Origin of the sequence: Kitasatospora sp. NPDC050463 (assembly GCF_040655255.1) — a bacterium.
Classification (GTDB): Bacteria; Actinomycetota; Actinomycetes; order Streptomycetales; family Streptomycetaceae; genus Kitasatospora.
Window position 1 is genome coordinate 1 of record NZ_JBFAJO010000162.1, and the last position, 6,843, is coordinate 6,843.

General features: G+C 67.9%; 9 protein-coding genes. 2 read left to right on the plus strand and 7 right to left on the minus strand.

The genetic code is table 11. From position 1 onward, the window contains the following. Together AB0J08_RS40685 and AB0J08_RS40690 are read left to right on the plus strand one after the other, a co-directional pair. On the plus strand, positions 1–379 hold a 379-nt coding region (locus AB0J08_RS40685; RefSeq protein WP_360644951.1), incomplete at its 5' end, for an integrase core domain-containing protein. A 185-nt stretch (positions 380–564) separates the two neighbouring features. Beyond that, entirely contained in the window at positions 565–1,044 is a 480-nt protein-coding gene (locus AB0J08_RS40690) for a hypothetical protein (RefSeq protein ID WP_360644954.1), read from the plus strand. A 17-nt stretch (positions 1,045–1,061) separates the two neighbouring features. On the opposite strand, the gene AB0J08_RS40695 is transcribed toward AB0J08_RS40690, so the two are convergent. The 7 genes from AB0J08_RS40695 to AB0J08_RS40725 all read right to left on the minus strand — a co-directional run bounded on the left by AB0J08_RS40695 (position 1,062) and on the right by AB0J08_RS40725 (position 6,824). Further along, positions 1,062–1,334, minus strand: a complete 273-nt coding sequence (locus tag AB0J08_RS40695; protein ID WP_360644957.1) for a hypothetical protein — start codon at positions 1,332–1,334, stop codon at positions 1,062–1,064. Positions 1,335–1,453: 119 nt separating this feature from the next. Beyond that, positions 1,454–1,981 (minus strand): hypothetical protein, encoded by a 528-nt coding sequence (locus tag AB0J08_RS40700; RefSeq protein WP_360644960.1) that lies wholly within the window; start codon positions 1,979–1,981, stop codon positions 1,454–1,456. Between the two features lie 1,310 nt (positions 1,982–3,291). Continuing rightward, on the minus strand, positions 3,292–3,642 hold the full coding sequence (locus tag AB0J08_RS40705) for a carboxymuconolactone decarboxylase family protein (RefSeq protein ID WP_360644963.1): 351 nt from the start codon (positions 3,640–3,642) through the stop codon (positions 3,292–3,294). A gap of 81 nt (positions 3,643–3,723) precedes the next feature. Further along, on the minus strand, positions 3,724–4,506 hold the full coding sequence (locus AB0J08_RS40710; protein WP_360644966.1) for an SDR family oxidoreductase: 783 nt from the start codon (positions 4,504–4,506) through the stop codon (positions 3,724–3,726). Positions 4,507–4,562: 56 nt separating this feature from the next. After that, complete coding sequence (locus AB0J08_RS40715) at positions 4,563–5,096, minus strand: DinB family protein (RefSeq protein ID WP_360644969.1); 534 nt, start codon at positions 5,094–5,096, stop codon at positions 4,563–4,565. Positions 5,097–5,488: 392 nt separating this feature from the next. Continuing rightward, positions 5,489–5,752, minus strand: a complete 264-nt coding sequence (locus tag AB0J08_RS40720) for a hypothetical protein (protein ID WP_360644972.1) — start codon at positions 5,750–5,752, stop codon at positions 5,489–5,491. Positions 5,753–5,900: 148 nt separating this feature from the next. Next, positions 5,901–6,824 (minus strand): LysR family transcriptional regulator, encoded by a 924-nt coding sequence (locus tag AB0J08_RS40725; protein ID WP_360644975.1) that lies wholly within the window; start codon positions 6,822–6,824, stop codon positions 5,901–5,903. Positions 6,825–6,843: the final 19 nt, after the last annotated feature.

Genomic DNA, 6,843 nt, shown 5'->3' on the forward strand with positions numbered 1-6,843 from the left:
CCCGTCGAGTACGAGAACACCTACCACCTCACAACTGCAAAACCACAGGTCACAACCACAAGCTGAGGTCTCTATCGAACCCGGGGCGGTTCACAACGGCCTCTGTGACCGCCTGGGCGTGGTGCAGTCGATGGGGCGAATGGGCTCGGCTCTGGACAACGCTGCCGAGAGCTTCAACTCGCTGATCAAGGTCGATTACATCCACCGGCAGCACTTCAGCACCCGGGACCAGGCCAGGATCAAGATTGCCACCTGGATCACAGACTTCTACAACACCCGTCGCAGGCACACCTTGGCAGCCGACCATCCACCCGTCGAGGTCGAACGGATCATCAGCAAGGCGCGCACCGAGCACCTTCAGCAGGACCGGACCGCATAAGGAAGCTCTCTACGACTCTGGGGGATTGACAGGGGGGTGAAAGTGGAGCGGTGCGCGACGCGACCTTGGGACTCTAGAGTGAACAAGCGCTCGCTTGAACAGCCCATCCAGCTTGAGAGGGAACTGACTTGGCTGTCCCGTGGGACCTTTTGATATCCAGCGCAGGCACCCTCGCCGCCGCCGTCGTGGGCGTCATCGCAGGCGGGATCGTCGGGCGGCGCAGCCAGAACCGGCAGTGGCTGCAAGGGACACAGACCGCTGCCTACGAGAGGTTTCTGCAGGCGTTCGGTGCCGTGGAAGCCGAGCTGCGTGAAGCGTTCCTCGAGGAGCGCCAGCCTGCTACCCATGTATGGGGGCCGTTCAATGCGGGCGTTCAGTCGTTGAGCTTGGTTGCGACTCGCGAGGCCGCCACCGCAGCCGTGCAGCTCTGCAACGTGGTGGAGGACTTCACGATCCTGTTCCATGGCCGCCAGCCCACCGACCTGGAGGAGCTTCGGCCAATTCACGGCGCTCTTGAGGAGGCGCACCTGAAGTTCGTCAACGCGGCTCGACGCTCGCTCGACCCGTCGCAAGAGCATCTCGACCAGACGCTGGGTGGCCCGTCGCCGTGGCGCGGAGTGGTGTCCTTCTACGCCCAAAGGGCTGCCCCAGACGCGGCCGAGTAGAGGCATGCTCCTCGGCGTCACGAGCCACCTCCTGTGCTTCGTCCTGAAGCCGACGTAGGTCCACCGGTGAGAGCGGTGAGGGGTATCAACGTCTTCTGAGCGCCGCGCTGGCTCGGCGTCCGGCCGGCCGGGGTGGGAACGTTGGCCAGACGATCGAGAAGTGCCTCCACGGCCTCACAGTCGCATTCCAGGGCTTCGCGTTCGTCTGCGGTCAGGTCGAGCTGGTCGAGTATCTGCTGGATGCCGTCCTTCACGTTCAGCAGCTGGCCCCGGGTGGTGTCCTTGGGCACGTAGAACGGGCAGCGGGCGCAGGCGAGGCGATGGGGGCACTTTGCGAAGAAGTCGTAGCTGCAGTGGCCCTCGCCCAGTTCGCACAGAACATCCTCTCAGTCGGACATCCTGCCGACGCTCAGTCGAGGCTTCTGTCAGGTCGGGTGTAGAAGGACTCGACGCCCCGCCAGGGCGAGGGGCCGCCCAGTGATCGGGCCAGGCGCCGTTGGGAGGGGGCGAGGGAATAGCGCGCCGCATTGACGAAGCTCAGATGAGCCTCGCCCAACGCGGTATGAATCGGCCGCAGTTCTTCGAGGTCGGTCGGCTGGCGACCATGGAAGAGGATGGTGAAGTCCTCCAGGATCTCGCAGACTCGCTCGGCTGCTGCGCTGGTCGCCGGGTCGGCAACGAGGCTGACTGAGTGCTGGGCGGCCACGAACGACACCCAGTCGACGGCGGGCCTTCGCTCGTCGAGGAATGCCTCGCGCAGCTCCGCTTCCACGGCACCGAACGCCTGCAGGAACTTCTCGTAGGCGGCGGTCTGCGTCCCCTGCAGCCACTGCCGGTGCTGGCCGCGACGCCCGACGACACCGCCTGCGATGACGCCCACGACCGTCGCGGTGACACCACCTGCGGTGGATATCAGCAGATCCCATGAGACGGTCAAGCCAGATCTCCTCACGCCGGATGGGCTCCCCCCGGGCAACCCCGCACTGAACGAAGACACCGGAACGAACGTCAATTCTTGCGCAGCGCAGACGACATGGATGCCCAAAGTCCTCTACTCGGCCCTCACGAGACGCCACCGGGTTGTGGTGCCGGGCGTTCATCGCCGAGCTGGTCACGTGGCAGAAGTCAGGTAGGTGGCCCTCCCGGTCATGCCGAACCACCGCTTCAGGGCGTCGCGTTGCAGACGCTGCTCCGTTCCTGCGCGCGTCGGCGCTGCTGTGCCGGCGCTCGCGGGCCGCCTGACGCTTGGCGAGGTTGGCTTCGATTCGGGCCGCCTCCTTCGCCTTGGCAGCGTCCTGCCTCGCGAAGAGCTTCTCCCCTGCCGCCAGCGGCCGGGCGTACCCGGCGGCCATCCGGTGTTCTTCCGCAGTAGGTATCTTCGTCCGGGCCAGGAACCCTGGTCAGGGACCCGTGCAGATGCGAGTGCTCCCGAGCCGTTCGGACGGTTCGGGAGCACTCGCATAGGTGGGTCAGGCGCGGAGCCCGATGGGGGCGACACCGCTGTCGGCGAGAGCAGGGGGTGGCTGGCTTGCAGTCGTTGCCAGCCCGGGCAGCTCGATCCGGTCGACTTCGGGTTCGGCCCAAGGGTCGTGATCGGAGACGGGATGCGGAGGGGCGACGCGGTGGTTGTCGGTCCGGGTCAGAGCGTCTGGACATCATGACTACCGCGGGACGGCTCATCTTTCAGGTCTTCGCCGCCCTGGCGGGGCGAGGTGGGTAGCGGTTTGGTGCGGAGTGCAGGGAGACGCTGCGGCGCACGACGCCGTTGAACGGGGTGTTCTGCTCACATAGGCGCGGGTCACGGCACCGTCCGGGCAGGCACGCCCGGTTGGCCTGGCGGGTAGCACCGATCCAGGCCGCGGAGGTGGCCGACTGCGTAGAGTGCGGCCCCATTTGACGGCTCGGCTGTCGCTGGCCGGTATTACCGCATTTCCGATCGGTGGGCTCGCGGATCACCCGATGCGGCGCACCGAAATCTCAATGGGCTGCCGGGCGGGGCGGGGCGCATCGGCCCCGCCCGGTGCCGCGGTACCCGTCCGTAGGCAGGTAGTCCCGTCGGACTTCGCGGGCGGGGTGCTCCTACGCTCTGGCGGGGCTCCTCATGAGGTGGACGGTATCGGGGCCGGTCCGATGGTGTTGTCTCCGTCAGTGGGGCGTAGACAACGAGCTGTGACGCGTTGTCGTGCGGGTGTGGGGTCGGCAGCGCACCCGTGCGGTTCTCTTGCGGGACCGCCAGGGCAGGAGCGGTTACTGGGCCGAGGCCGCCTGCTCGGACTGCTCGAAGAACTTCATCGCCATGAAGCCGTGCGCGTAGCTGCCGCCGGCGCGAAGGGCGGCCGCGATCATGGTGGTTTCGGCCAGTTCTTCCTGGGTCGCGCCCGCGGCGTGCGCAGCCTTGGTGTGCGCTTCGACGCAGTGGGCGCACTGCGTGGTCAGTGCCACGGCCACGGCCATGAGCTCGGTGTACTTGCGCGGGATGACCTTCCCGGCTCCGGAGAGGGCCTCCTGGTCGAAGGCCATGAACGCCTTGAACGCCGCCGGGGCGCCGGCGCGGAGGTTCTTGGCGTACTGGTGGTCGTTGTGCTCGTGGTAGGACATGTTTACTCCCGCGAAGTCAGCTGTGATCCGGACCCCGGGCGCTGCCGCCCGGGGCTGTGAAGGGGTGCGGGTTGCGCGGAGTCAGTTGCGGCCGGCCATGACGCCGCCGTCGACGTCCCAGACGGCGCCGGTGACCCAGTCGGTCTGGTCCGACAGCAGGAAGGCGACGGTGGCGGCCACGTCGTCGGGGGTGCCGGTGCGGCCGAGCGGGTGGAAGTCGTTGAAGCCGTCGAGCGCGGAGTCGACGTCCGCCTTGGGGATGAACTCCTCGTAGATCGGCGTGCGGACGACGGCGGGGGCGACCGCGTTGACGCGGATGCCGTACGAGGCGAGCTCCAACGCGACGTGCTGGGTCAGCGAGTGCAGTCCCGCCTTGGCCATCGAGTAGGCGGACGACGGAGTGGCGGCGATGGCCTGGTGCGCCCACATGGAGCCGATGTTGACGACGGCTCCCTTGGCTCCGCGGGCGATCATGTTGGCGGTTACGGTCTGGGTGAGGAAGAAGAACGCGCGGTTGATCGCCTGGTAGCGGTCGTAGTCCTCGGACGAGTGCTCCAGGAAGGACTTCGGGGCGAAGACACCGGCGGCGTTGACCAGGAGGGTGGCGTCGGCGTGCTCCTCGGTGAGGACAGCGCGCAGACCGTCGACGGCCGCGGGGTCGGCGAGGTCGGCGGCCAGGCCGAAAGCTTTGCCGTGGGTGGACAGCGCGGCCGCCGCCTCTTCGGCGTTGGACTGACTGCGACCGGTGACAACGGCGGTGCCGCCGGCATCGAGGACGCGGCGGGCGATGGCGTAACCCATGCCGCTGGTGCCGCCGATGACGATGACCTTCTGGCCGGTGAAGTCGAGGGTGGTGCTGGCCATGTGGTGCTCCTGTTGTGAGATCCCGGATGGGAGGAGTGGGGGTTTTCGGGTGGGAGTCAGATGTAGGGGTTGCAGACGAGGTAGCCGTCGACGCGGCTGAGCCGGCCCGAGGCGGGGTCGGGCGGGAGCGCGTGGCCGAGGTTTTCGGCCCGGACTTCGCTGATCCACTGGTCGTGTTGGTACTCGTGGTTGATGAGGGTGGTCAGCAGGTGGTGGGCGACGATGGTCAGCTGGGTGGGGGCGCCGACCTTGCCGGCGGCGATGTCACCGATGCGGGCGTGGACGCGTTCGGCGACGGTGTCGCGGAACGCGGTGAGCCGTTCGACGGTGGGTAGGGCGCCGCGGAACTTCTCCGGGTTCGCGGAGTCCATCAGCCCGTCCAGTTCCGGGTCGGGGCTGGGCTCGGCCGCGGTGAGGTTGCGGATCATGAAGTGGGCGACGTGGGCCTGGTGGCCGAGGTGCCAGCCGATGGCGCTGGAGTTCTCGTGCGGGCGCCAGGTCACCTCGTCCAGGGTGAGGTCCTTCCACAGGTCGTCGGTGTAGGCGCGGGCGCGGTCGTACTCGCGCAGCAGTGCTTGGAGTTCGTGCATGACTCCACCTGTCGTTTCTTGGGAGAGTGGCCTGGTGGCCCGGTCAGGTACGGGTGGTTTTCTTCGCCATGCGCGGCAGGCTGATCAGGACGCCCAGCAGCGCCGGCGTGGCGATGGTGAGCATCGCGGGCCTGAAACCGGCGAGGAGGTGTCCGTGTTCGACGGGTGCGTGGGCGCTGGCGCTGAGTCGGCGTCGGCCGGGCCCAGGCAGTGGCAACCGGGGCTGGCGCGGATGCGGGCCGAAGCCGATGGGGCAACGGACGATGCCGACGGCTAGCGCACAGCCCCACTCTGGGGCCGCAGAGGGCGGCGGGGCTGCTGCAGCCCATCGGCAGGGTGCAGGGTGGTTCGGGCGGTGGCTGGATCTGGCCGGCTCTACGCCTTGAGAGCGATCAGGTGGTGTCGTAGAGGCGCACCTCGGGGGCGGCCTTCAGTAGCGGGGACAGACCGCCGACCACGTCGCAGGTGAACAGGTCGCTCGCCAGGTACGCCTTCGCGGCGGCAACGGTCTCGAACCCGTGGAGAACCTGGATGTCCTCGTCGCGAACGAGGAGCTGCTTGCTGGTGGCGCCTGCGACGGTGTCCAGGAACGGCTGCTTGTACTCGTCGTACACGCTGGCCGCCGCGACTCGGTCAGCCTTGTCCGCCTGCAGCATGACCTCAAGATATGCCATGGCTATGCCTCGCTCGGTTGGCAGAGAGGGAGTGCAGCGGCGGGTGCCGCGACATGCCTGCCAAGTTAGGCATTCCCGGGAGGGCCCGGTAGAGGATCTGGTTGAATCGGGCTATAAGGGATGCGTATGGCTAGCGGCGGGCGGCCGCGAGGCTGTCGGCAAGCTGGAGCAGGTCGGCCGCGAGTGGGGAGTCGGCACTCCAGACGGCTTCGAAGGAGATCTGTACCTCGCGTCCCCCGTCCATCAGCGGCCGGTGGGGAACGTCGGGCGAGGTGAGCTTCGAGCGGGGGACCATGGCGGAGCCCAGGCCGAGCTTCGTCCAGTCCTCCAGGACTCGGTAGCTGGCGGCCTCGCCCGGATAGGTGCGCAGGGGCATCGCGTTGGCCTGGAAGAGCTGTGTGGTGAACGTGGTCAGGCCGCAGGTGTCGGGGACGAGGATGAAGCACTCCTTGCCGGCGTCTTCGAGTTCGAGCGGGGTCGGCTCCGCGGTGTCGGGGCTGACGACGACGATCGGTTCGACGTCGATGACCCGGTGCTCGTAGCGCGGCATCGCGGTCACGGCCGGGATGAGGATGACGTCGAGCTGTCCGGTCCGCAGGCATTCGCGCAGTTCCTGCATGTTGGCCTCGCGCAGCACCAGGTCGCGGGGCACAGGAAGGCCTTGGACCATGCTGAAGGCCCGGGCGACCAGGTGTGAGCCGATCAGGGGCGAGACGCCCATGCGGACCTTCTGTTCGCCGGGCTCGTTCAGCCGCCTGGCCTCCGCCGCGACGGCGTCGAGTGCGACGAGGGTGCGCTCGATCAGGGGCAGGATCCGGGCGCCGAAGGCGGTCTGGGTCACGCCGCGCGGCGACCGGTCGAACAGCTTGTCGCCGAGGCGCTCCTCCAGCTTGGCGATGCCGTTGGACAGGGCGGGCTGCGTGACGCCGTAGGCGCGTGCGGCGGCGCTGAAGGATTTGGTCTCGGCAACGGCCTGGGCGTACTGAACTTGATTGGGTGATGTCGGGGCTGTTCGCCTGACGGTGGGGCTGTGGATCCGGTAGCCCTGGGGCATGAGGTACGCGCAGGGCGGC